Source organism: Pseudomonas sp. EA_65y_Pfl1_P113 (assembly GCF_963970525.1).
In the GTDB taxonomy this organism is placed as follows: domain Bacteria; phylum Pseudomonadota; class Gammaproteobacteria; order Pseudomonadales; family Pseudomonadaceae; genus Aquipseudomonas; species Aquipseudomonas tritici.
In genome coordinates this window covers 1-450 of record NZ_CAXAQM010000592.1, presented here as the reverse complement: position 1 = coordinate 450, position 450 = coordinate 1, and the positions used below count along the sequence as shown (strand labels likewise).

The 450-nt window shown below is 65.8% G+C and carries 1 pseudogene; it reads left to right on the top strand.

The features are described from left to right. Positions 1 to 450 (top strand): annotated as a pseudogene (locus AACY52_RS31245) (hypothetical protein); the annotation flags it as partial.

The window sequence follows — 450 nt, the reverse complement described above, 5'->3', positions numbered from 1 at the left end:
GCCCGAGACCGCGTCATCGCGGTTGAACCTGGTGCAGGCATTCAATTCAGCAGGGGCGACGCTCGCGCCGTTGTTCGGCGGCTATCTGATCCTTGGCCGCACGACGTCGGGAACGGCTGCGGCAGGAGCTGCCGCCTTGACCCCGGCCGAGCGGCTGGCCGACGCGCAATCGGTCGTGCTGCCTTATGTCATCGTCGCCGTTGTTCTTGCGGTGCTGGCCGTCATCATCGCGCGCTATCCGCTGCCGCCGATGGGCGTCGCGACGCAGCGCGCCGCCAAAGCACCCCCCTCGGGCAAGTCGCTCGGCTATCGCATCGCGCATCATCCCCTGTGGCAGCACCGCAATCTCGTGCTCGGCATCCCGGCGATCTTCATTTACCTGATCGCCGAGATCGGCGTCGGCAACCTGTTCATCAACTTCGTGTCGCAGCCCGAAATCGGCAACCTGAC